Here is a 22,252-nt window from a genome sequence, read left to right on the forward strand (position 1 = left end):
CCGCGACAAGCACTTGAACGACAAAAATCCGGACGGAAAACGTAAGTTTTCCGTCCGGATTTTGCTGTTTTGCATTTACTTCGTTGATTTTATCTTATCGCGTTCGGCCTTATTCGCAGACGTCAACCTGTCAGCTTACCGCCTACAGCCGCTTGATCACGGCTTCCAACTCGTCGACCAACCCTTTGGCCGTCTCGAAGTCCGTCGCTTTCAATGCCGTTTCGATCTTCATCTCGACGGCTTTTTTCTGCTGCTCCGTCTCTAGGTAATCCCGGTCGAAATGGCTCGCGTAGATCATTTGTCTGAACTTGCGCATGCTCATCTTGCGGATCGTCTTGTTGTCGATGATCAGCACGTAATCCATGCCGTTCACGACGGAATAGAAATCGTGCGAGACCATCAGGATCGCGCCTTTGTAGTCGATCAGAGCCTGTTCCAGCGCGACCTGCGAATAGAGATCCAGATGGCTGGTCGGTTCGTCGAGCAGCAGCAGATTGGCCTCCGCCGCTCCGACTTTCGCCAACTGCAGCATATTTTTCTCGCCGCCGGACAACGATTCGATCTTTTGCTCCAGAATCTCGCCTTCGAATCCGTAATTCGCCAGATATGCCCGGATTTCGTCGTACGTCTCGAACCCGGCGTCGATGAACTCGTGCAGAATCGTGTTCGAATCTTTCAGCGTCTCGCCTTGAAGCTGGGACAGATACGCGATTTTCGTGCCTTCATGGATCCGGATCGAAGGATGTTCGCCGCGGAAAATATCTCTCAGCAGCGTCGTTTTGCCCGTGCCGTTCGGTCCGATGATCGCGACTTTATCCGCCGGTCCGATCTCGAAGTTCACGTTCGCAAGCAGCAGCTCGTCGAAGCCGGCGCTGTAATCCTGCACGGTAACCCGGACGCTTTCTTGCGCCTGCGGATCGGGAGCGAACCGGATCTCCGGCTGCTTGATCGCGACGAAAGGCGCTTTGATGCGGCGGGCTTCGAGTCTTTCTTGGAACTTCACGCGGGCTTTGAGCGCGCGGCCGCGGGACGGGTTATCGACGTTCGTCGCGATCTCCCGAAGATTATCGATCAGCTGATCGTAGCGCTGAATCTCTTCGGCTTCGGCGACCGCGATCTCCTGCAGCTCGATCTTGGTCTGAAGCAGCGAGAAATTGTATTCGATGTAACGGCCTTCGAATTCTTGAATCTCCGCGTCTTCGAGGTGGAGGATCTTATCGAAGCAGTGGTTCAGCAGGTAGCGGTTGTGCGTGACGACGAGCAGCATGCCTTTGTGGGAGTTGATCAGTTTCTTCAGCGCGTTCAGATTCTCGAAGTCCAAGAAGACGTCCGGTTCGTCCATGATCAAGAGATCGGGGCTGCTCAGCATTTCTTTGATGACCTGAATCAGCTTGAACTCCCCGCCGCTCAAGGAAGAGACGCCGACGTCTCTCAATTTCATGAGATCGGCCAGATTGAGCTGCTTGTTGATGCGGCTCTCGAAATCGTCTCCGCCCATCGCTTCCAGAGCGTCCAGCGCGAGCTGGTACTTCTCCATCAGGGCGTCCATATCGGACGTGGTCGCCATCTCGGCGTAAATCTCGTTCAGTTCGTCTTGAGCCTTGTTATACGCTTCGCCGACATAGTCGAACACGGTCATCTCCGTATCCGGGTCGACCTGCGAGAACTGGCTGACGTAGCCGATCCGGCAGTTGGGGTCGATCTCGAGCTTCCCTTCGAACAAATGCTTGTCGGGGTCCGTCAGAATCTCGATCAACGTGCTTTTGCCGCTGCCGCTTGTTCCGATAAACGCGCAGTGCTGGCCTTCTTCGAGCGTGAACGAGACGTTTTTATAAAGTTCTTTTTGCGGAAAAGAAAAAGAAAGATTATGTGCAGTGATCATCGTGTTACCTTTCTGAAACGCCGTAACGGCGGGTATTGTGAACGGGGCGAAACCGCGAAATATCGGGGGTTGCCGGTTCTCAGATTAACACTGTTTGCCGCTCAGCACAATTGATTTCGCTTAGTCCGCGCAAGCCCTAATGTTTCCGCTCGACCAGCCCGGCGTTCCACAGCAGCACTTTGCCTTCCGAGCCGTCGCCCGGACGCATCAATTCAAGGGTTAACCGTTTTGCGCCCTGCACGTCGAATTCGACTTTTTCCGTATCGAAGATATCGCCGTTGTCGCCCGCGTAAGCAAATTCGTACATCGGTTCCCCGTCCAGAATGAAGCGAATGCCTCCGCCTGTTCCGCCTTGCACGGTTCCGTACGCATGAAAACGGATATAGCCGCCGTCCAGTTCATACGTCAGCGTCTGCGTTCCTGCGCCCGACCACGCATACAGCTTGGACGTCTGCGCCTCGTCGGTCGTCGACGAATCGGGAAGATCCGCGGCCGGGACTTCCGTCCACCGGATCGAGGCTCCGCTCGGCTGCAAACGCTCCAATCCGATCGTCATCCCTTCCGTATATCCTTGAACCAGCCGCTCTGCCGCCGAAGGAGCCGACAGCACGACGCCGGCGAGCAGCAGACCGGAGACCGCCGTGTACGCCGCCCTTTTCAAACCGAAAGCGGGCCCGCCGAACTTGCGGCCGACGGCCCAAGCGAGATACCCCGTCAGATAACCGAGCGTGTTCAATACGACGTCGTTTACGTCGAAGCTGCCCAGACCGGTCAACATCTGCGCCGTCTCGACCAGCAGCATGCCTGCGACGAAAGCTCCGGTCAGCCGGAAGAATCCCCATCCGACGAGCATCGGAAGCAGCAGACCGCAAGGAATAAAGGCGAGAACATTGCCGAGCTGAAACAGCATGAACGGATTGTGCAGCAGACCGTCGAAGCGAAAAGGCGCGATCGGCTCCAGCGATAAATTGTAGAAATACCCGCTTCTCGCCGCTTTTCCCGAACGATCGAAGCCGACGAACAAGAAGAACAGCAGCACAGCGAAATAGAGGATCGAGATCAGATTGAAAAGGCGATGCCGGAAGGTTGAAGTCGTTGAAGTCATCGAGCAAGTCTCCTTTGGTCTGCGGCTAGAAGTGTGGAGCAGAGCTCGCAGCTTTAGGAAGACGTGTCGAACGCGGAAAATGTAGCGGTCAGAACTTTTCGGCGTACTCTCTGGCCTGCGCGAGCGCTTTTTCCCGGATGGCCGGGACGCGGTCCGCATAAGCCATGCCTTCGATCAGAATGGATTCGGTCGTTTCGATTCCGTAAAACCGCAGCAGGTTCGACAGAAAACGGTGGCCCATCTCGATCGGAGCCAACGGACCTTCCGAATACACGGAGCCGCTGGATTGAATATGCAGCGCTTTTTTGCCTTCTAGCAGACCTACGGAACCGCCCGAGACGTATTTGAACGTTTTGCCCGGAATCGAAGTGGCATCGGTGTACGCTTTTAAAATAGAAGGTACCGAGAAATTCCACATCGGCGATACGTACACATATTTGTCGGCGGCCACGTATTGATCGACGATCGCTTCGAGTCGGGCGGCTTTGGATCGTTCCGCTTCGGTCAATCGGTCTGCGGACGCGCCTGCGCGAAGTTTCTCCCAAGCTCGCAAAACGTCGGCATCCAACTGCGGGATATCTTCTTTGTACAGATCCAAACGAATCACTTCATGCGCAGGATTGGCTTCTTGGTAGGCTTTGATAAATGCTTCGCCCGTGGCGAGGCTGATCGAAGTTTCGACTTCCAGAGGGTGGGCGGTAATGTACAGCAGCTTGGTCATGATTTAAACTTCCTTTCCGCAATCGTATAAAGTATGTGGCCTGCGTTCATCATAATGGCTTACATACGAATACATAAGTACGCACAATAATGTGGTATAGTATCGAAAAAGGTACCGTAAAGGAGGTTCAAGGATGGAAAACAAATCCGCGTCCTGCCAATTCGTCGCGGCGCTCGATTCGATCGTTGGCAAATGGAAGCCGATCATTCTCTACCATCTGCTGCAAGGCGAGCCGCTGCGCTTCAATGAACTGAAAAGATTGCTTCCCAACGTGACCCAACGAATGCTCACTCTTCACCTGCGGGAGTTGGAAGAAGAAGAAATCATCACCCGAACGGTATATCCGCAGGTGCCTCCGAAAGTCGAATACTCGATTACGGAATACGGCAAAAGCTTGGCTCCCGTTCTGGAAACGCTGCATCGATGGGGAAAGCTTCACGTCGAGCGCAAGCAGCTTAAAGACGCGCAAAACGACTCGATCGAAACGGACCGGCCCGAAGCGTAAGCATACCGGTTTCGCTGAGGCTTCTTTTCTTTCTCCGCGCGAACCTTTTTACGACAAAAAGAGGACTCCCGAATAGGGAGCCCTCCGTAAAAACGATCAGCTTGTCTCAATTCAGCAAATCCAATGCGGTCTTTAACCGCGGATCGAATTCCAGCGCATTCAATATGACCTGCAAGGCTTCCGCGCGCGTGGCGCTGCTTTTCGGATAGAAATTTCCGCTTCCGTTTCCTCTGACCATCCCGGCCTGCGCTCCCGCCTTGATCTCGGCCGCCGCATAAGCATGATCCAGGTCGTTGAAACGGCCTTTTTCTTCGTCTTTCGCCAAGCGGTCAAGATTGACGATGCGCGACAGCATGACCACCATTTCTTCGCGCGTAATCGTCTGGTTCGGTTTGAAACTGTCATCCGCGTAACCCTTGATCACTCCTGTCGATACAAGGTTCCGGATATCTTCTTTCGCCCAATGGCTTTCGATATCCGTCAGCGCCGTGCTTGCGTTCCCGGCCCGGACATCGAACGAGCGATTCAGAAGCGCCGCGAATTCGGCACGGGTGATGAAGTCGTTCGGCTTGAACGTTCCGTCCGCATAGCCGTTAACGAGCTGCAATCGGATAAACGCACGGATCGGTTTCTCGGCCCAATGTCCTTGCGCGTCGACAGGGTCAAGGACAGCGTCGGTGCCTTTTGCTTCAGCTATCAGAGATTCGATTTTCTTGACTAACTCGTCCGTATTCACGATATCGGCGCGGAACAGATCCGATACGGATTGCGGCCGTTCCGGCGCTGCGGCCGTTCCTGTCGGCGGTACGATGATCGGCGGCGCGACTGCCGGCGGCGTCGGCGCCGCGATAACCGGCGTCTCTGACGGCGCGGAATAGACCGGCTGCTGCACCGGAGCGGTTTCGAGTTTGGGCGCGGGAAGCGTCACCGGCCGACTCGTCGCCCGAGTTAGCCCCGCGGCATCGAAAGCGAGCTGCACGTCCGTAACTTCCGCTTTGTTCGTTGCTCCCAGATCGGCAAAGGTTACGACGCCCGCGTTCGCGGTTGCCGTTCGGGTTCCGGTTAGCGTCCACGGGCCCGTATCGTTCTTCGATACGGTTACCGCCGTGCTGTTGTCGTTCGTGCTGGTATTGCCGTAAACGTCGCGCAGCGTAATGACGGGCTGCGTCGCGAACGCGCTGCCGCTGCTCGTCGGCGCCGCGATATCCGTCGTCAATTCCATGATCGCCGCGCTTCCCGCCGAGGGCGTGATCTTCAGCGTATTGGCTGCCGGCGTGGCTACGCCTTCCACGCTCAGCGCGATCGTTTGCTCTGCCGCTTTGTTCAGCGTCAGATTCGCCTCGGCTACGCCGTTTACGAACGTGGCGCTGACCGCGGTCGATCCCGCCGTCAGCTCGACTCCGTTGAAACGGCCGTACGATCCGTCCGGCGCGGCCGCATAACCGGAGATCGTCACAAGATACGCCCCGTTGAACGCCGTATCCGTGACGTCCGCCGAATTTTTTACCGTCAGCGTGATCTTGTTATCCGCTCCGACTCCCGCGATCGGCGAGGCGGCCGAAGCGCTCGCGGTATACTTAGGTTCCGGATCCCGATACAGATTCATCACGGTCGCTTTTTGCGAATTCGGCATATCCCGGTAAACGACGTAAGGCGTGCCTTTTCGATCCAGCGCGATCGAAGTATCGTAAGCTTCCCCTGCCGAAAAACCGGATCTGCCTACGACTTGCCAACCGTTTTCGCCATACTTCATCACGGTCGCTTTGTCGTATTTGGCGGAATCGCTGTAAACGACGTAAGGCGTGCCGCTTCCGTCCAGCGCGATCGACGCATAATCGACCGCACCTGCCGAAAAGCTGCTGCCGCCTACGATTTCCCAACTGCCGCCGCTGTATCTCGTTACGACAGCTTGACCGGAGTTCGCGTCGCGATAAACCACGTAAGGGGTGCCGTCCGCAGCCAGCGCAATCGCTTTTTTCGAAGTTCCGGCTGCCGCAAATGCCGCTCCGCCTACCACTTCCCAACCGCTCGCTCCGTATTTCATGACGGTCGCTTGATCAGCCATGTCCGAATCGCGCAAAAGAACGTAAGGCGTGCCGCCCGCGTCCAGCGCGATCGACAGATCATGAACGGCCCCTATCGAAAAACCGGCTTCGCCCACGACTTCCCAACCGGACGGGCCGTATTTCATGACCGTGGCTTTGCCGGCAGCCGACTGATCGCTATACGCGACGTAAGGCGTGCCGTCGCCGCTTAATGCAATCTCGATCCGATCGACGGCATCCGCCGAAAATCCCGCATGGCCCACGACGGCCCAGCCGCTGCCGTCGAATCGCATGACGGTAGCTTTAGAAGCGTTCGCGACATCTTTGTAGGCGACATACGGAGTATCGCTGCCGTCGAGCGCGATCGAAGTGTCGTCCGCTTCGCCTGCCGAAAAACCTTCGATGCCCAAGGGATTCCAGCTCCCTCCGCTATACTTCATGACGGTCGCTTTGTCGGCGTTCGCCTCGTCTCGGTACACTACGTAAGAGCTGCCGCTGCGGTCTACAGCCATCGACAGATCCGCTGCCGCGCCTGCGGAGAAGCCGACGCCGCCTACGCTTTGCCATCTCGGGCCGCTGTACAACACGAGATGGATGGTCGATTCTTTTTGAATATTGTAATCGGATAACGTACGACCGTCTTCCAACTCTTTGCCGGCAAATATCAACCGCATTTGTTCCGGAGGTATGCCTTCTTTGTCTTGTATTTTTGCTTTTACGTTTTCGATCGAATCGCTGGGCTCCACGTCCAACGCAATCGTTTTGCCGTCAAGCGTCTTCACGAAGAGCTGCATGGCAAACGCATACTGCGGGAGCGCAAACAGCAAAGCAATAACGAGCAAAAGGCTGGTATAAGATCTCTTTTTTCTCATCTGGTTTGTCCTTTCGCCGTAAGTTAATAGGGAATGCTTTCTTTATCCTTTATCGTCCGGCAGAGTGACCTTTATAAACGAAAAAGAGTTTTTCAATCCCGTATGCGCGGAGATCTCAGCGAAAAATTCAGCATGCAGCTCCTGTTCAATCTATGCACCTGCAGCAAAGTCGGTTAGACTTTGCATAAACCGAATCGTACAGAAGAACAGGAGGATGAACTTGCAGCTCCCTGCATCGACTTATTCCGAGATCCGGAATCTATGCCGTCAAGGCGACGAGCTGGCCGCGGCCGGCGATCTCGAAGCCGCCAAACCGCAGTATCTGGCCGCGCTGCGTTTATTGCCCGAACCCGCGTACGAATGGGAAGCCGCCACTTGGATCTATGTCGCGCTCGGCGACGTGCATTACCGGATGAACCGCTACGATAAAGCTTTTAAATGCTTTTTCAATGCCGTTCAATGTCCGAAAGGGTTAGGCAATCCGTATATCCATCTTCGATTGGGACAGTCGTATTACGAGCAGGAACAGTGGGAGAAAGCCGCCGATGAATTGACCCGTGCTTATATGGGAGGCGGGATAGATATTTTTATGGAAGACGATCCGAAATATCTGGCTTTTCTGGAGACGAGAATCGAGATCTGAACATCCGCGCTGTGCAAAAGACGGTACATTTTCCGTGCGCAAACTGTGATATAATGACGGCGTCGTTTGCGCGAAGCAGCCCGATAATTTGACTATAGGACGGTTCATATGAAGGGATTCCTCAGTACGCTGGCAGAGCCGAGACGATTGATCATCATGATGATCGGCAATATTTTTATAGGTATGGGCATCAGCATTTTCAAACTATCCGGCTTGGGGAACGACCCGTTCAGCGGCATGGTGATGGCTCTTGCGGATACCACCGGCATCCAATATGCCCGGTTTCTGATCCTGTTCAATCTGTCTTTGTTCGTGATCCAGCTGATCGCGGGACGACGGTTTATCGGGATCGGGACTATTGTAAACGCTGTATTGCTCGGTTATTTCGCTACGTTTTTCTACAACATCTGGATCGATCTGCCGGGCGAACCGCAGCTGCTGTGGCAGCGCATCGTGACGGTCGCGATCGGCGTCGTGGTTTGCAGTTTCGGGGTATCGCTGTATCAGACGTCCAACGTGGGCATCGCCCCTTACGACTGCTTGTCGCTGATTATGACGGACCGCTTCCCGCGGATCAGCTATTTCTGGCATCGCATGTTCACGGACGCTCTTTCCGCGCTGGTCTGTTTCGTTTTCGGAGGCATTATCGGGATCGGGACGCTGGTGTCCATGTTCGGGCTGGGACCGATCGTTCATTTCTTCAATGTGCATTTCGCGGAAAAGTTGTTGGGCGACACACGCAAAGACGGCAAGCCAGTGAAAATACGGACGGAGTGAGGATATGGAATATCATGTATCGATGGAGGGCAACGATCGAAATCACGGAACGGCGGAGCAGCCGCTTCGCACGATCTCTCGCGCGGCTTCTCGGGCGGTCGCCGGCGATACCGTTATCGTTCATGCGGGCGTCTACAGAGAATGGGTGAATCCGGCTAACGGAGGCACGGCGGAACATCGCATCGTGTATCGTTCCGCGGGAGACGGAGAGGTCGTGATTACGGGAGCGGAACGGATCGCGGACTGGCAGTCCGAAGGCGGCCAAGTCTGGAGCACGGAAGTGCCGAACTCCTTATTCGCGGTGCGCAATCCTTACGAAACCGCGCTGAGCGGAGACTGGCTCTTCGACGGGCCGCTGAACGTGCATCTCGGGGATGTGTATCTCGACGGCAAATCGCTGTACGAAGTCAACAGTGTTGAAAACGTTCACAGTCCCGAAGTCTGGTCCGAAGCCAAATATCCCGAAGATTCGCTGCTGACGTGGCATGCCGAGGTAAACGCCGCGACGACGAAGATTTGGGCCAATTTCGGCGGCAAAGATCCGCGTCAGGAAAACGTGGAGATCAACGTGCGACCTTACTGCTTCTGGCCGGAGAAACCGGGACTGAATTACATAACAGTGAGCGGATTCACGCTTCGCCAAGCTTCTCCCCAGTGGGCACCGCCGACGGATTACCAAGAAGGTCTGATCGGGCCGCATTGGAGCAAAGGCTGGATCATCGAAAATAACCTCATCTGCGAATCCAAATCCGTAGGCGTCAGCCTCGGAACCGAGATCGGTACCGGTCACGGCAGCGCTGAAGAGAAGCGGAGCAAAGGCGGTACGCAGCGCGAGCAGGAAGTCATTTTGCGGGCGCTGCGCTCCGGTTGGCATGAAGATCGGATCGGCGGCCATCTCGTGCGCGGCAACGTGATCCACGACTGCGAGCAGGCCGGCATCGTCGGACATATGGGCGGAGCGTTCAGCCGGATCGAGCGGAACCGGATCTACAATATCCATCACAAACGCCTCCGGCACGGAGCCGAAGTCGCGGGCATCAAGCTGCACGCGGCGCTGGATACGCAGATCAGCGAGAACGTGATCTACAATTGCTACCGCGGGCTGTGGCTCGATTGGCAGGCGCAAGGGACGCGGATCGATCGCAATGTCTTTTTCGCTAATCTGTCCGAAGATCTGTTCGTCGAAGTCTGCCACGGGCCGTATCTGGTCGATCATAACCTGTTCTTGTCGCCGATGAATTTCCGAAACATGGCGCAGGGCGGCGCGTTTGCTCATAACTTGTTCGCCGGTCGATTCGTCGTGCGTTCCGAGATCACCCGAACCACGCCTTATCATTTCCCGCACGAGACGGCGATGGCCGGATATTCCAATATCACGGGCGGCGACGATCGATATTACAACAATCTCTTCCTCGGCGACCATGACGAACGGCAGGAACCTGTTCCGATCACGTTCTTCGAACATCTGCCGCTCAAGCCGAGAGATGCAGTCAGCGAAGACGGGAAAACGGTCATGGACGGCGTGCCGGAAGATTCCGTGTGCTATCTGCATGCGGTCGGACTCGGCGGCTACGACAAGCATCCGAATTTCAAAGATAAAAGATGGTGGGAATACACCCGAGAAGAGCTTCAGGAACTGGGCGACGCCGCCAAAGACTTCTTTATCGGCAACGCCGTTCTCCCGGTCGCGATGGGCGGCAACGTCTTCCTGCGCCATGCGGTTCCGAGCCGGCACGAATCCGAAGCGAAGGTCTACGCGCAGCAGGGAATGACTTTCGAGGTCGATCCTTCGCAGGGTACGGTGCGCGTTCGGATCGAAGAGCCGGAACGGCTTCGGGAGACTTCGGCGATGACGGTGACCACGGATCTACTGGGCAAGACGTATCACGCGGATATGTCTTACGAGCAGCCGGACCGCGCGCCTTATCGACTCGATACCGACTTTTTCGGGAACCGGAGAGCAGACGGGCAAGTGACGGCGGGCCCGTTCGAGTTGGACGAGAAGGGTACGGCGGAGTTTGAGATTTGAGGATGGGCTATGGCGCATAAAGCGCAAAATCGAAGGGCACCCGGTCGGGTGCCCTTTTAACGTGTCAGAAAAATCAAAAAGCAACTCAAAGCGAGCCGACTTCGAAAGAACTTCGTGCGCTCGCGTAAGCTTACGAAAGCGAGCAGCCGATCTAAAGGATCGTAGATTCGTTAGAACCGCCAAATGCCCCTTTTCGAAATGCTAACGGAACGTAGATTCCTTAGACGTCCGATTTCCCTCTTTTCACGCTAAAAACCGGCCTTTTTTCATTCTAAGCGTCATCTGGTTCCGTTAGAAATCAAAGGCGGATCACATTCGCTACGGATGGAATCGAAACGGCGGCTTGAGCAGCAAAGTTGGCGTTGAACAGAAGATTTAGAGCCGGTGCCTACGTGATTTTCTCGAAAACTTCCCAAATCCGCCCCTGATCTTCGCTCAACATCCGCTGCATCTTCTCTCCTGTCCCGTCCGCATGAGGCACATGGATCGACACCGTCAGATTCGGATCGCTCAAGTACTGAAAAGAAATCAGATCGAAATTCAGCTCTCCGAGATTGGGGCAATGCAGCGTCTTGGGCGCGTCGATCGTATCGAGCACTTCATGCGACGCCCAGAATCCCCGAAACTCTTCGCTCGCCTTCGACAACGCTTCGAACTGCTCCGACCACCACGGATCGTCGGCGTAACGCGCATATCCCGCGCGGAAAGCAGCCGCGATCCGCCGCGCGTGTTCCTCCCATTGATCGCCTTTTATATAACGGAAACGGGCGGAAGTAAACGTCATCCAGACGAAATTCCGTTCCTGCTCCGACATCGCCGACAAGTTTCCGTTCAAAGCGCGGTACGCCTCGTTCCAGCCGATGATATTCATTCGCGCATCCATGACGCTCGCGGAGACAAATGCTGGCTGTCCAGAAAACGCTGAAGCTCCGGCGTCATCGCGGACGAAGGCTTGAAGTCGACGAGCGGATACTGCTTGCGGGCCAGATGGTACAGATGTTTGCGTTCCGTTTCGTTCAGCCGCAGAACCTCCGCGATCCGTTCCAGTACTTCGGCGGATACGTTGATCGGGCGTCCTTGTTCCAGATACGTGTACCAATCCAGTCCGACGTCGGCCAGCATAGCTACCTCGCCGCGGCGAAGCCCAGGCGTACGTCTGCGTCCGGATTCCGGCAGTCCCGCTTCTTGCGGCGTGATACGCTCGCGGCGCGAACGCAGAAAATGCGACAGTTCCGTATGACGATCCAATCCGTTTGCCATCTTCGGTGTGCCTCCTTGCTGCGAATGTAGGTCGCCGCTACTACATTCGCAAATTTCTCGATCTTGCGAATGTAGTAGCGCGACTCCTACGATAACCGGATCTCTGCCTAACCGGCGCTCATCTCTATACACTAGTCTATGTCCTCCTAGGGAGGATTCGCAACAACGGCGATTCGATAATCGGATCTCGTTAACCAGAACTTCGTGAATTGGAGGAAACATCATGTTTGAGCATATCGTATTGTTGAAGTTTAAATCGGATACGCCGATTGACGTACAGGAGAAAGCGGTCGCCCTTGCGCATGACTTCAAAGGAAAAATCCCGGGCATCTTGGATCTCAGCGCCGGGATTAACGTGACCGAGGAGACCGAACATGCGCAAGGATTTGCGCTGGGTATCCGGGTGACTTTCGAAGATCAGCAGGCCTGCCGCGATTATGTCGGGCATCCGCTGCATCAGAACTTGCTGCAAACGGTCGGGCCGTTCGTCGACGGCATCGTCGTGGTGGATTATCCGTCTATCGGTCTCTGAACCGTTCGATCGCGGCTTCGCTCGCCGGTTCGAACAAGTTGATCAGATTGCCGTCCGGATCGCGCAGCAGCATCGAACGGTTTCCCCACGGCATGGTGGTCGGCTCCTGCACCCAGGAATCGACCCACACTTTCAAACGCTCGTATTCCGCTTCGATATGGTCTACGCGAAGCTCGATGATCACCGTGCGATTGGAAGCCGCGACTACGGAATCGGCTCCGAACAGCTGCGCGGTCTGCGAATGGCCGATCGCCAGCGTGCCCGAAGGCAGGACGATTTCGGCAAACACGGGCGCGGGCCGCTTCGCCTCGGCTCCCGTCACCTTTTCGTAAAACTCGGCCAGACGATCCACATCGTCCGTGATGATGCGTACCGATGCGAAATTCATAAAGGATCATCCCTTCTCTGATTTGCGGATAAGCGATTTGCTCTCATGTTCCATCCTAATCCAACGCTGCTGACAGCATTATGTCAGCAGCGTTTTTCTTTTTTCGAGGAGATCTGTCTCTTTTGCGCGACCTATGTAAGAATGGATAAATACATAACGTGAGATCCGCGAGAGGAGCGCTAAAATGATTCCTGCATGCTTTTCGGAATATCGCTCGAAAATCCTTGTACTGAATGAAGCGGCGGAATGGTCGTTATTGAGGAAATGGACGCTTTCGGAAGTCTACCGGATCAAGCTCGCCGGCGGCGAATCGCGCATCATAAAATGGGGCAGTAGCGAGATGGCCGAAGAAGCCGGCATTTATCGGGACCTCGTTCAGCCTTTGCAGATCAAAGCCCCTCGAATCTCGGAATTCGTTCAACTGGAGAACAGCGGAGTCATGGTTATGGAAGATGTCGGCGAGCACAACGTGGAGCAGCAGCCGCATCCTGCTTATTTCCTTGAAGCGGCGAAAGAACTGGCAAGGTTAAGAACGCGAGCGGCGAGTCTTTTGGAACGAACGCTTTCTCCGGAAACCGTCGAAGCTTACTCCGTGTCCGCAGAAGATTTTCTGAAGCTGCTGAACGACTTATTGAACTCCGAACAGTTGGCAGGAAACGAAGGGCTATCCCGACTCGCGAAGACGCTGCCTAATGCTTTAGAAAAACTTTACCGCACGGTGCCGAATTCGATCGTCCATCATGATTATCACGCCAAGAATCTCGTGATCCAAGAAAACGGCATCACGCCGATCGATTGGGCTAACGCATATCTGAGTCCTCATCTCGGCGACCTCTACTGCTTGATGAAGGAAGCGCACGCTCGAAGTCAGGCGACAAGATCAGAACTACTGTCGGCCTATCTGGAAGCCTCCGATCTTCACGCGAGCGATCTGCGCTGGCAGCTGCCGATCGGCGGAATCTGTTGGCTGGTTAAGACCTTGCATTGGCTCGTCTATGGAGGCACGGACATCATTCCGGGGTCGGAGGCTTGGATACCGGATTTGGTGCAGGATGTGGAGTACCTCTATGCCGAGATCATCTGATTTTTGGTTAGAAAAACGCCCTGTCCGCCGATTCTCGAGAATCGGTAAACAGGGCGTTCTTTTAGAATCCATACCCGCGTCAACGGCAGGCTCTCCGAAACGCTTCTCTACCTTCTACTCCGGGATATAAGGCAGATCCAGCATCTTCGGCACATTGATCACATGCTGCTCGGTGTACGTGCGGATGCCTTCGGTGCCGTATTCGCGGCCGATGCCGGACTGTTTGAACCCGCCGAACGGGAAACGAACGTCCAACCCTTGCACGGCAGCGGTGTTGATCATGGTCGTTCCGGCTTCGAGCTGACGCGCGACGGCGATCGCTTCGTCTTCCGCTCCCCATACCGAACTCGTCAGTCCGTAGATGCTTTCGTTATGAAGCTCGATCGCCTGCTCCACATCGTCGAAAGGCAGAATCGGAACCGTCGGGCCGAATTGTTCTTCCACGACGATCGGATCATGCGCGTCGCAGCCGAGAACCAGCGTAGGCTGGAGATAATAGCCTTGGTCGAACTGCTGCTGATCCAGAATCCGCCCCAAAGGAACGACTTGAGCGCCTCGCTGCTTCGCGTCTTTGACCAGACCGGTCACGTAATCTTTCTGCTTCACGTTATTGACCGGGCCTACCGTCGTCTCGGGGTTGAACGGATCGCCGACGCGAATCCAGCGGTTGGCCGCTTCGATATACTTTTCTACAAACTGATCATAGATCGAACGGTGAACGTACACCCGCTTGGCGATCATGCAGATCTGACCGGTCGTGAGGAAGTTGGACACGACGATCCGGCGCATCGCGCGCTCGTCGTTCACGTCGAAGCTCTCCAAGAAAATTGCCGCGTCGTTGCCGCCCAGTTCCAACGTCATGTCTTTGATCGTGTCCGAAGCCGCTTTGATGATATGCTTGGCCGTCTCGGTGCCGCCGGTAAAAGCGATCTTCGCGACGCGAGGATTCGTCGTCAGTTCTACCCCTACGTCCGCTCCGCCGTGCACCACGTTGATCACGCCGGCCGGGAACTCGCTTGCGATGATCTCCGCTACTTTGGCTGCGGCGAGCGGCGCGTACGGACTCGGTTTCAGCACGATCGCATTGCCCGCCAACAGAGCCGGAGCGATCTTGATCGTGGACAGCGCGATCGGATAGTTCCACGGGCTGATCGCCGCAACCACCCCGATCGGATCGTACGACAGAATCGTTTTGCCGTGATCATGCTCTTGGACGTCGGCTTGAAGAGCCGCTGCCGCTTCGTTGCAGGCGAATTCCATCCACATCAACGAGACGTAGATCTCGCCGTGCGCGTCATACAGCGGTTTGCCATGCTCTCTCGACAGCAGGTTCACGATCTCGCTTTCGGCCGCGCGGATCTTCTCGATCGCTTTGCGCATTCTCGTTACGCGTTCTTCGATATCGGTTTTTTTCCACGTTTTAAAAGCTTCCGCCGCCGCTTCGATCGCTTCGACGGCTTGCTCCTTCGTCGTTACCGGGAAGTAGCCGACGATCTCGCTCGGGTTGGCCGGATTTTCTTTGGCTGTCTGGGAAAGGGACTTCGCGTTCTGGCCGTTAATCAACGCTTCGACCGTAACGGCTTCCGGGTTGGCTTGAATAGTCATCTTAATATCCCCTTCGTGATTGAGATGGTTTATGCCCACACTTCGTCGGCGATTTCTTTCACGTAACGCAGCTTGCGCCACTGCTCGTCTTCCGTCAAAATATTGCCTTCTTCCGTGGACGAGAAGCCGCACTGCGGGCTGAGGCAGAGCTGGTCCAGAGGAACGTAAGTCGCCGCTTCCGCGATCCGGGCTTTGATCTGTTCTTTGTCTTCCAACTCGCCGGTCTTGGACGTGAGCAGGCCGAGCACGATCTTCAGGTCTTTGCGATTGACGTGCTTCAACGATTCGAAGCTGCCCGAACGCTCGTCGTCGAACTCCAAGAACAATCCGTCCACGTCAAGCCCGCCGAAGATCACTTCCGAAGCGTAATCGTAGCCGCCGGTCGAGAAATAGTTCGATTTATAATTGCCGCGGCAGATATGCATCGTGACCACGAGGTCCGCCGGTTTGTTCGCCAACGATTCGTTGATCATCCGCTGCATCGTGTGCAGTTCTTCCGCCGGCTCCATGCCTTTGGCGCGCAGCTTGTCGTGGCCCGCTTCCGAGAAGAGGTCCGCCCAAGCGGTGTCGTCCAATTGCAGATAACGGCAGCCCGCGTCGTAGAACGCTTGAATCGCTTTTTGGTACGCCGCGATCGTGTCCTGAAGGAACTGCTCATGGTCCGTATAGTAGGTGTTCGCGCCTTTTTCCAGACGGTACAGCAGCATGTTCGGACTCGGAATCGTCTGTTTGGCTACAACGTCGCCTGCATGCTGCTTCACGAATTTGAAATCTTCCACGAAAGGATGCGTCGAGAAATCGACTTTGCCGATGACGCGAATGCCGCCTTTGCGCGTCTGCATATTGTGGAACTGCGGCCCGTCGATCTGCTCGTACAGCTCCACGCCGTCCAGACCGCCCAAGAAATCGAAATGCCACCAGCTCCGGCGCAGTTCGCCGTCCGTCACCGCGAGCACGCCGTTTTCTTTCTGTTTTTCGATAATGCGGATGATCTCTTGATCTTCCACCGCTCTTAATTGTTCCTGCGTAATGCTGCCTGCTTTATATTGTTCGCGCGCCTGCGTTAAGTTTGCCGGGCGTAGAAAACTGCCTACATGGTCGTGTCGGAATGGGGTCATCTCGCTTGCTCCTTCTCTCTGCCTTTTGGTTCTTCTGAGTATAGCATGGGCCAAGAGGAGTACCGTCATACGAAAAAAGCATGTCTAGTCATATGTTTGGTCGATAGCCGGGAGATTCCTTGGATTTAAAAAAGAAAAGCTTGAGCAGGATGAGCAGGAACGCCAGCGCGCAAAACAGGATACCGCTCCACATCAGCTGCTGCACGCCCAATCGAGTCATAAACGCTCCTCCGATCCCCGTCCCTACCGTAATGCCGATATTGGAAAAAGAAACGAATAAGCTATTACCGAATTCCGGCGCTTCCCGCGTATCGGTCATCAGCAAAGATTGGCTTACGATCAGTCCTCCGGCATGCACGGCGCCCCACACGAATACGATGACTGCCATCGGCCAAAAATAAGCCCCTCCGTAATAAGCGAATAAGTAAATGACCGCGTACGCGAGAGGAAACAGAATCACCGTTCGAGTCAGACTTTTGTTCAGCCAGTAACCGAACAAGAAGTTCCCTGCGATCATCGTGATCCCGAAGACCATTAACATGAGGCTGATCCACGTCCCGTTCATGTGCGTGACTTCTCTCAGATATTCGGCAAAGTAGCTATAGACCGAACTCATCGCCGTGAAGATCAGAACCACGATCAAGATCGTGATCCACAGTCGAGGATGGCGCAGTACGCCGAGCTGCCTGCCGAAAGACATTCTTTCCTTGACCGGCATCGAAGGAAACCGGATCAGTATGCCTACAAAAGCAATGAGACTTACGACAGCTCCGAACAGGAACGCCGCTTCCAGCGAAAGGTTCGTGGAGAGAAAAGACGTGATCGGAACGCCGAAAGCAAATCCGACGGTAACTCCGGCCATCACCTGAGTGATCGCTCTGCCTACCTTCTCGGGAGGCACCAGACTAGCCGCGGTCGCCAGCGCAATCGAGAAAAAGATCGGATGAAACAACGCCGGAATAATCCGAAACGCCAGCATCGCTTGGAAGCTCGACGTATACGCGTACACGATATTCGACACGGCGAACATCAGGATCGAAGCAAGCAGGAGCGTTTTGCGATTCATGCCGGAAGCGAGCAGCGTGAGGAACGGGCCCGATACCGCGACGATTAGCGCAAACGCGCTTACCAGATAGCCGGCCTGCGAAGGCGAGACGTGAAACTTCTGCGCGATTTGCGGAAGAACGCCGATCATGCCCATTTCCGTCGTGATAATGCCGAATATCCCTAAAGCCATAAAAAAGATCAACGAAGCATAGCTGTTTTTCATCCTGTTTGCCTCCTTCGGCGTATAAAAAAATGGCCTTCGGCGAGAAGACCATTTTGCGGAATCGATTACGCTTGGCTTGAGATGACGTTGTCTAAGAATTGATCCGCGTCGCTGTTGAACTTCCAATTTACGCCGAACTGATCGATCAGCGTTCCGAAGCACGAAGACCACGGATAAGCGGATAACGGCATGGTGACATGACCGCCGACGGACAAACTTTTGAAATATTGCTCCAGTTTCGACTTATCGTCCATCACGAGGCTGATCAGAATGTTGTTCCCTTTAATCACTTCGCCCGTTACGGCTTTCATCGAAGGCAAAATGTCCGACATCATGATCTTCCCGCCCGCGAACTCGATCGAAGACTCCATGATCATCTTCAATTCGTTTTCGGGCATCGGGTAGTTCGGGTCCTGCGGGATATCCCCGAATCTTACCTTCTTCGTCTCGGTAGCTTGGAAAGCCTCCGAATAAAACTCAATCGCTTGTTCTGCGTTTCCGTCAAAGTTCAAATACGCGATAGCCGCCATATGATGTAGCCTCCTTTTCGTTATAGATGTATTATAGTTGGCGAACGGTGACGACTGTCTGTCATCGTTCGATCCTTTTCGGAAAAAGAGGGAGCGTGCATGGATAAAGTAGAACGATTAATCTCAATCATTATGATCCTGCTGAAAAAAGACATCGTCTCGGCAACCGAATTCGCGCAGTTGTTCAACGTGTCCAAAAGAACGATTCTGCGCGATATGGAAACGCTGAGCGTATCGAATATCCCGATCTATTCGGTCATCGGCGTGAATGGCGGCTACGGGATCATGGAAGCATACAAAGTGGATAAACGTCTTCTGAGCAGCGCCGACTTGGAGAATATCTTGACGGCGCTCGGCGGGTTGGAACAGATTCTGGTCAGCGAAGAAGTCGAAGTGACGCTCAAAAAAATCGAAGCCATGGTGAGCCCGTCGGCTCCCAAAGCTTCGATTCATCTGTCTTTTTACGATTGGGAAGGTCGATCCGAGATTCGCCAAACGCTGCGAACCTGCCAAGAAGCCATAGGCAAGAGCCGCTTGGTAACCTTCGATTACATCGATAAAAACGACGCTGCCACTCAAAGAACCGTCGAGCCTTACCGGCTTCATTTCAGCGAAACGAGTTGGTATCTGCAAGGCTACTGTTTGGACCGTAAGGGATATCGCACGTTCAAACTGTCTCGGATGGACGATCTGGCGATGAACGATCAGACGTTTAGCCCGAGAGCGGATTTCTTGGAGCAGGAGCGGGAATCCGATTATCGAGCGGAACTGGTCGAAGTGAAAGCTTTGATCTCGCCCAGCGTAAAAGATCAGTTTATCGAAAGGTACGGGCGGAAGAGTATCGAAAACTACAGTTCGGATTATCTGATGGCTACCCTTCAGGTTCCTCAAAACAGCGCGGGGTTTCAGTTTCTGGCGAGTTTTGGGACGAATCTGGAGATTGTAGAGCCCCGCAGCTATATCGAGAGTTTTCGGGAGTTTTTGGCGAAGATGCTGGGGAAGTATGGTTGAGCGATTCTAGCTTTACGTTCGGTTCCGCTCTCCGTTCTCCAGCAGATCCAGCAGCAGCCCTGACAGCGGAGCCGGAACTTGCGTCTGCTGCGCCGCCGTCAGCAGGAGGCCGACATCTTTTTGCGGGATTTTGCTGTCGGATATGGAGGACTTCTCGGCGATCATTTTGCCGTAGCTTTGATAGATCGGGGCGGTAAACAGCGTGCTGGTCAGCATACTAACGGCGGCCGTAGGATCAACGCCGCCGCGTTCGGCTATGGCTAATGCTTCTTCCAGCGAACGTGCGGCAGAGACGATCAGGAAGTTGCCGATCAGTTTGACGAGTACGGCCGAACCGGCTTCTTCGCCGAAATCGAAGACTCCTTTCGCTCCCATCGCTTCCAGCAGCGGCCGTACCCGCTCTTTCGCTTCTTGCGGACCGGCTATCGGAATCCACAGCTGCTTGGCGGCGGCGGCTTCCGGCCGTCCGAAGATCGGCGCTTCCACATAGACAGAGCCATGCCGCGCATGCAGCTCCGCCAGCTTCCTGCCCGTATCCGGCGACACCGTACTCATCGACACATGGATACCGCCCGGCCCTAGTCGATCCAGAAAATCTTCGCTGTTCACGACGTCTTCCAGCGCCTGATCGTCCCATACCAACGTGGCGACGATGCCGCCGGTCGTCACGGCGTCGGCCGGACGAACCGCCTGCCGCGCTCCTTGGGCAACGAGCGGTTCGGCTTTTTCCGGAGTACGGTTGTATACGGTTAACGCATATCCGGCTTGCAGCAGATTGACGGCAATTGGCATACCCAGAGATCCGAGTCCGATAAATCCGATGTTTTCGCTCATGAATTTAACCTCCATCGATTAGTGAACATGACGTTAACGTCATGTTTGGAGTAAAAAATTTAATCTCTCTCATTCGCTTCGAGCCACTGCTCGAAACGTTCGATATTCGACTGCAAATCGCTGCGGAACTGCCCGAGCGCTTCGATCTTACGGTCCGTTTCGGTCAGATGCCGGCGCAAGATGTCGAGCACTTTGCGTTTCGGCGCCACCCCGCTCGTATCCGTGAAATACAGATCGATGACGTCCCGAATTTCTTCCAAACTTAAACCGATCTTCTTCAACTGATCGATCTTCTGCAGACGAGCAATCGTTTCTTCCGTGTAGTAATGGTGACCCTTGCCTTCGCGTTCGCCGGACGACAGCAATCCGATGCTCTCGTAATAGCGAACCGTTCGCTGGGTTACCCCTGCGCGTTCCGTCAAATCGCCGATACGCATACGATCCATGATGATTCACTCCTCGCCTATACAAACATGACGTTAACGTCATGTTTGTATAGTAGCACCGGGATTTTGAAATGTAAAGGCGGCTCTATTCAGGCTCACTTCGCAAAAAAGAGAACCGATCCTTCTAGGATCGATTCTCTCATGCTTTTATACCCGCACCGTTCTGTAATCACGGCTTCTATAGAGACAAAGCGCTCATCGCGATCGCTACGACCGATTCCAGATCTTCGCGGCTGGCACCGTTGACGGCTTGAATCGACATCCCTGACGACAGGGTAGCGAGATACCGGGCCAATGCGACGGGATCCGTATGCTCGGGCAAATCTCCGTTTTTCTTGGCTGTTTCTAAACGCACCCTCAGCTCTTTTTCGATCTGAATACGCCACTCGGTCAACGACAGCTTGACGGGAGAAGATTCATCGCTGCATGTGATCGCTCCGATGACGGTCATACAGCCGGGAGGATAGGAAGGACGAGTCGCCGCCTCCGCGGAGGCCTGAAGAAACTTGCGGACGACCTCTTTTGCCGTCGATTCCTGAAGCGCGACTACGAGAGCATGAGGCGGTCCTTCTTCCAAATAAAGTTCGAGCACCTTCTGGAACAATTTCTCTTTGCTGCCGAAGGTCGAGTAGAAGCTGGAGCGATTGATGTTCATGACTTCGGTGAGATCGCTCAACGAAGCGCCTTCGTATCCTTTTTGCCAAAAGACTTCCATAGCCGCTTCAAGAGCCTGCTTAATCTCGAAAGCACGAGGACGTCCGGGACCCATAATCTTCCCTCCTTTCATAAAATCAATACTCCACATTATACTACAAGCGCTCGAATGACCCAAAATTAAATGTCCGTACCGCCGTCGACGTTCAGGCTCGCTCCGGTAATATAACTCGATTCGGGCGAAGCGATATAAGCGACCAGACTCGCGACTTCGGATGCCGTGCCGTAACGTCCCAGCGGAACCGAGTCTTGGATCAATGCGGCCAAAGGACCGTCTCCCGGATTCATGTCGGTATCGATCATGCCCGGTTGAATATTATTGATCGTCACCCCTTGCGGTGCCAGATCGCGAGCCAGAGCCCGTGTCAAGCCGGCTACCGCAGCTTTCGTCGCGGTATAGAGGCTGTTGCCCGGAAACGGATTGCTGACAGCGGCGATACTCCCGATATTGATAATGCGACCGCCCTCTTTCATTCGCGGGCCGGCCGCTTGAATACCGGCAAAAACAGCCTTGAAGTTTACCGCGACCATGCGATCGAATTCTTCCGACGTAAACTCGGCATACGGCTTCATCATGGAAATTCCGGCGTTATTGACCAGAATATCGATCCCGCCGAAAGCTTCGACCGTCTGATCCACCGCGCCTTTTACAGCTTCGACGTCCGCGCTGTCCGCGCGAATCGCCAGAGCTCGGCCGCCTTCCGCCTCGATTTCCGCTACGAGATCATCCGCCGTATTCTGCGAACGCACATAGGTGAACGCGACCGATGCGCCTTCGCTTGCCAGTCTCTTCACGATTTCCGCACCGATGCTGCGAGCGCCTCCGGTGACGAGCGCCTTTTTGCCTTCCAAACGTTTAGTTACGATCTGCATGATAAAAC

The 22,252-nt window shown here is 54.7% G+C and carries 22 protein-coding genes; 7 read left to right on the forward strand and 15 right to left on the reverse strand.

Features of this window, described 5'->3' with window-relative positions; all coding sequences use genetic code 11:
- Positions 1–142 precede the first annotated feature (142 nt).
- From CDO73_RS06065 to CDO73_RS06075, 3 genes are all read right to left on the reverse strand, one after another.
- Positions 143–1,882 carry an ABC-F family ATP-binding cassette domain-containing protein gene (locus tag CDO73_RS06065; protein WP_088487596.1) on the reverse strand — a complete coding sequence of 580 codons (1,740 nt, stop codon included), beginning with the start codon at positions 1,880–1,882 and terminating at the stop codon, positions 143–145.
- A 136-nt stretch (positions 1,883–2,018) separates the two neighbouring features.
- Complete coding sequence (locus CDO73_RS06070; protein ID WP_179218601.1) at positions 2,019–2,987, reverse strand: VanZ family protein; 969 nt, start codon at positions 2,985–2,987, stop codon at positions 2,019–2,021.
- Between the two features lie 88 nt (positions 2,988–3,075).
- Positions 3,076–3,708: an FMN-dependent NADH-azoreductase gene (locus CDO73_RS06075; protein ID WP_088487598.1), complete on the reverse strand. Its 633-nt coding sequence runs from the start codon at positions 3,706–3,708 to the stop codon at positions 3,076–3,078.
- 133 nt (positions 3,709–3,841) lie between these two features.
- On the opposite strand from CDO73_RS06075, the gene CDO73_RS06080 reads away from it, so the two are divergent.
- Positions 3,842–4,213 (forward strand): winged helix-turn-helix transcriptional regulator, encoded by a 372-nt coding sequence (locus tag CDO73_RS06080; RefSeq protein ID WP_088487599.1) that lies wholly within the window; start codon positions 3,842–3,844, stop codon positions 4,211–4,213.
- A gap of 106 nt (positions 4,214–4,319) precedes the next feature.
- On the opposite strand, the gene CDO73_RS06085 is transcribed toward CDO73_RS06080, so the two are convergent.
- Positions 4,320–7,130: an S-layer homology domain-containing protein gene (locus tag CDO73_RS06085; RefSeq protein ID WP_088487600.1), complete on the reverse strand. Its 2,811-nt coding sequence runs from the start codon at positions 7,128–7,130 to the stop codon at positions 4,320–4,322.
- Between the two features lie 220 nt (positions 7,131–7,350).
- Between CDO73_RS06085 and CDO73_RS06090 the strand changes: the two genes are divergently transcribed.
- The 3 genes from CDO73_RS06090 (at position 7,351) to CDO73_RS06100 (ending at position 10,579) form a co-directional block, all read left to right on the forward strand.
- The gene (locus CDO73_RS06090; protein ID WP_088487696.1) at positions 7,351–7,773 is read left to right on the forward strand and encodes a tetratricopeptide repeat protein; all 423 of its coding nucleotides are present in this window, start codon (positions 7,351–7,353) and stop codon (positions 7,771–7,773) included.
- A gap of 108 nt (positions 7,774–7,881) precedes the next feature.
- Entirely contained in the window at positions 7,882–8,550 is a 669-nt protein-coding gene (locus tag CDO73_RS06095) for a YczE/YyaS/YitT family protein (protein WP_088487601.1), read from the forward strand.
- Between the two features lie 4 nt (positions 8,551–8,554).
- On the forward strand, positions 8,555–10,579 hold the full coding sequence (locus CDO73_RS06100; RefSeq protein WP_088487602.1) for a right-handed parallel beta-helix repeat-containing protein: 2,025 nt from the start codon (positions 8,555–8,557) through the stop codon (positions 10,577–10,579).
- 388 nt (positions 10,580–10,967) lie between these two features.
- On the opposite strand, the gene CDO73_RS06105 is transcribed toward CDO73_RS06100, so the two are convergent.
- Both CDO73_RS06105 and CDO73_RS26685 read right to left on the reverse strand, forming a co-directional pair.
- Positions 10,968–11,450 (reverse strand): MmyB family transcriptional regulator, encoded by a 483-nt coding sequence (locus CDO73_RS06105; protein ID WP_088487603.1) that lies wholly within the window; start codon positions 11,448–11,450, stop codon positions 10,968–10,970.
- Positions 11,447–11,839: a helix-turn-helix domain-containing protein gene (locus tag CDO73_RS26685; protein WP_179218602.1), complete on the reverse strand. Its 393-nt coding sequence runs from the start codon at positions 11,837–11,839 to the stop codon at positions 11,447–11,449. Before CDO73_RS26685 ends, CDO73_RS06105 begins: the two co-directional genes overlap by 4 nt.
- Positions 11,840–12,062: 223 nt before the next feature.
- Here CDO73_RS26685 and CDO73_RS06115 point away from each other — a divergent pair, with 223 nt between their 5' ends.
- Positions 12,063–12,371, forward strand: a complete 309-nt coding sequence (locus CDO73_RS06115) for a Dabb family protein (RefSeq protein ID WP_088487604.1) — start codon at positions 12,063–12,065, stop codon at positions 12,369–12,371.
- Here the strand turns inward: CDO73_RS06115 and CDO73_RS06120 are convergent.
- Positions 12,358–12,759, reverse strand: coding sequence for a VOC family protein (locus CDO73_RS06120; RefSeq protein WP_088487605.1), 402 nt, complete (start codon positions 12,757–12,759; stop codon positions 12,358–12,360). The two genes, CDO73_RS06115 and CDO73_RS06120, sit on opposite strands and share 14 nt — an antisense overlap.
- A gap of 184 nt (positions 12,760–12,943) precedes the next feature.
- Here CDO73_RS06120 and CDO73_RS06125 point away from each other — a divergent pair, with 184 nt between their 5' ends.
- Positions 12,944–13,843, forward strand: a complete 900-nt coding sequence (locus CDO73_RS06125; RefSeq protein ID WP_088487606.1) for a phosphotransferase — start codon at positions 12,944–12,946, stop codon at positions 13,841–13,843.
- A gap of 114 nt (positions 13,844–13,957) precedes the next feature.
- On the opposite strand, the gene CDO73_RS06130 is transcribed toward CDO73_RS06125, so the two are convergent.
- The 4 genes from CDO73_RS06130 to CDO73_RS06145 all read right to left on the reverse strand — a co-directional run bounded on the left by CDO73_RS06130 (position 13,958) and on the right by CDO73_RS06145 (position 18,366).
- Entirely contained in the window at positions 13,958–15,448 is a 1,491-nt protein-coding gene (locus CDO73_RS06130) for an aldehyde dehydrogenase family protein (protein ID WP_088487607.1), read from the reverse strand.
- A gap of 29 nt (positions 15,449–15,477) precedes the next feature.
- Complete coding sequence (locus CDO73_RS06135; protein WP_088487608.1) at positions 15,478–16,566, reverse strand: 5-methyltetrahydropteroyltriglutamate--homocysteine S-methyltransferase; 1,089 nt, start codon at positions 16,564–16,566, stop codon at positions 15,478–15,480.
- Between the two features lie 88 nt (positions 16,567–16,654).
- Complete coding sequence (locus tag CDO73_RS06140; RefSeq protein WP_088487609.1) at positions 16,655–17,836, reverse strand: MFS transporter; 1,182 nt, start codon at positions 17,834–17,836, stop codon at positions 16,655–16,657.
- A gap of 65 nt (positions 17,837–17,901) precedes the next feature.
- Entirely contained in the window at positions 17,902–18,366 is a 465-nt protein-coding gene (locus tag CDO73_RS06145) for a VOC family protein (RefSeq protein ID WP_088487610.1), read from the reverse strand.
- A gap of 99 nt (positions 18,367–18,465) precedes the next feature.
- On the opposite strand from CDO73_RS06145, the gene CDO73_RS06150 reads away from it, so the two are divergent.
- The gene (locus CDO73_RS06150; protein WP_088487611.1) at positions 18,466–19,377 is read left to right on the forward strand and encodes a helix-turn-helix transcriptional regulator; all 912 of its coding nucleotides are present in this window, start codon (positions 18,466–18,468) and stop codon (positions 19,375–19,377) included.
- 12 nt (positions 19,378–19,389) lie between these two features.
- Here CDO73_RS06150 and CDO73_RS06155 read toward each other — a convergent pair whose 3' ends face one another.
- From CDO73_RS06155 to CDO73_RS06170, 4 genes are all read right to left on the reverse strand, one after another.
- Complete coding sequence (locus CDO73_RS06155) at positions 19,390–20,211, reverse strand: NAD(P)-dependent oxidoreductase (RefSeq protein WP_088487612.1); 822 nt, start codon at positions 20,209–20,211, stop codon at positions 19,390–19,392.
- Positions 20,212–20,270: 59 nt separating this feature from the next.
- Positions 20,271–20,657, reverse strand: a complete 387-nt coding sequence (locus CDO73_RS06160; RefSeq protein ID WP_088487613.1) for a MerR family transcriptional regulator — start codon at positions 20,655–20,657, stop codon at positions 20,271–20,273.
- Between the two features lie 178 nt (positions 20,658–20,835).
- On the reverse strand, positions 20,836–21,426 hold the full coding sequence (locus tag CDO73_RS06165) for a TetR/AcrR family transcriptional regulator (RefSeq protein WP_088487614.1): 591 nt from the start codon (positions 21,424–21,426) through the stop codon (positions 20,836–20,838).
- Positions 21,427–21,491: 65 nt separating this feature from the next.
- Positions 21,492–22,244: an SDR family NAD(P)-dependent oxidoreductase gene (locus CDO73_RS06170; protein ID WP_179218603.1), complete on the reverse strand. Its 753-nt coding sequence runs from the start codon at positions 22,242–22,244 to the stop codon at positions 21,492–21,494.
- Between the last annotated feature and the right edge of the window lie 8 nt (positions 22,245–22,252).

Source organism: Saccharibacillus sp. O23 (assembly GCF_002205895.1).
Taxonomy (GTDB): Bacteria; Bacillota; Bacilli; order Paenibacillales; family Paenibacillaceae; genus Saccharibacillus.

Coding starts and splice junctions, on each gene's coding strand:
- CDO73_RS06140 (WP_088487609.1), bottom strand. CDS start 17,836: ATGAAAAACAGCTATGCTTCGTTGATCTTTTTTATGGCTTTAGGGATA.
- CDO73_RS26685 (WP_179218602.1), bottom strand. CDS start 11,839: ATGGCAAACGGATTGGATCGTCATACGGAACTGTCGCATTTTCTGCGT.
- CDO73_RS06165 (WP_088487614.1), bottom strand. CDS start 21,426: ATGGGTCCCGGACGTCCTCGTGCTTTCGAGATTAAGCAGGCTCTTGAA.
- CDO73_RS06150 (WP_088487611.1), top strand. CDS start 18,466: ATGGATAAAGTAGAACGATTAATCTCAATCATTATGATCCTGCTGAAA.
- CDO73_RS06115 (WP_088487604.1), top strand. CDS start 12,063: ATGTTTGAGCATATCGTATTGTTGAAGTTTAAATCGGATACGCCGATT.
- CDO73_RS06145 (WP_088487610.1), bottom strand. CDS start 18,366: ATGGCGGCTATCGCGTATTTGAACTTTGACGGAAACGCAGAACAAGCG.
- CDO73_RS06170 (WP_179218603.1), bottom strand. CDS start 22,244: ATGCAGATCGTAACTAAACGTTTGGAAGGCAAAAAGGCGCTCGTCACC.
- CDO73_RS06120 (WP_088487605.1), bottom strand. CDS start 12,759: ATGAATTTCGCATCGGTACGCATCATCACGGACGATGTGGATCGTCTG.
- CDO73_RS06125 (WP_088487606.1), top strand. CDS start 12,944: ATGATTCCTGCATGCTTTTCGGAATATCGCTCGAAAATCCTTGTACTG.
- CDO73_RS06085 (WP_088487600.1), bottom strand. CDS start 7,130: ATGAGAAAAAAGAGATCTTATACCAGCCTTTTGCTCGTTATTGCTTTG.
- CDO73_RS06070 (WP_179218601.1), bottom strand. CDS start 2,987: ATGACTTCAACGACTTCAACCTTCCGGCATCGCCTTTTCAATCTGATC.
- CDO73_RS06105 (WP_088487603.1), bottom strand. CDS start 11,450: ATGAATATCATCGGCTGGAACGAGGCGTACCGCGCTTTGAACGGAAAC.
- CDO73_RS06160 (WP_088487613.1), bottom strand. CDS start 20,657: ATGGATCGTATGCGTATCGGCGATTTGACGGAACGCGCAGGGGTAACC.
- CDO73_RS06095 (WP_088487601.1), top strand. CDS start 7,882: ATGAAGGGATTCCTCAGTACGCTGGCAGAGCCGAGACGATTGATCATC.
- CDO73_RS06080 (WP_088487599.1), top strand. CDS start 3,842: ATGGAAAACAAATCCGCGTCCTGCCAATTCGTCGCGGCGCTCGATTCG.
- CDO73_RS06155 (WP_088487612.1), bottom strand. CDS start 20,211: ATGAGCGAAAACATCGGATTTATCGGACTCGGATCTCTGGGTATGCCA.
- CDO73_RS06065 (WP_088487596.1), bottom strand. CDS start 1,882: ATGATCACTGCACATAATCTTTCTTTTTCTTTTCCGCAAAAAGAACTT.
- CDO73_RS06075 (WP_088487598.1), bottom strand. CDS start 3,708: ATGACCAAGCTGCTGTACATTACCGCCCACCCTCTGGAAGTCGAAACT.
- CDO73_RS06130 (WP_088487607.1), bottom strand. CDS start 15,448: ATGACTATTCAAGCCAACCCGGAAGCCGTTACGGTCGAAGCGTTGATT.
- CDO73_RS06135 (WP_088487608.1), bottom strand. CDS start 16,566: ATGACCCCATTCCGACACGACCATGTAGGCAGTTTTCTACGCCCGGCA.
- CDO73_RS06100 (WP_088487602.1), top strand. CDS start 8,555: ATGGAATATCATGTATCGATGGAGGGCAACGATCGAAATCACGGAACG.